We start from the raw sequence: 244 nt of genomic DNA on the forward strand, positions 1-244 counted from the left end.
GTAAGCGAACAGGAAAAATATACGTTTGATGCAAAAGAAAGCGCCGCTTTTACGGCTGTATTTGAACAGGAAAAAGAAGAAGTCGATAAGTCTCATCTTAAAGAGGCAATCCGGCATGCAGAAGAACAGATGCAAGATGAAAAATATCAGGATGTAATTCCGGTTGTGCGCGAAGAGTATGAGGAAGCGTATAAAAATGCAAAAGCGATTGATGAGAAGCCGGATGCAACAAGCGAAGAAGTGG

Annotated in this window: 1 protein-coding gene; it reads left to right on the forward strand. The window is 41.8% G+C overall.

Annotated features, from left to right (window positions below):
• Positions 1–244: hypothetical protein (locus NE619_RS18420; protein WP_256133914.1), on the forward strand; the 244-nt coding region annotated here is incomplete at both ends.

The organism is Anaerovorax odorimutans, from assembly GCF_024459955.1.
GTDB classification, from domain to species: domain Bacteria; phylum Bacillota; class Clostridia; order Peptostreptococcales; family Anaerovoracaceae; genus Hominibacterium; species Hominibacterium odorimutans_A.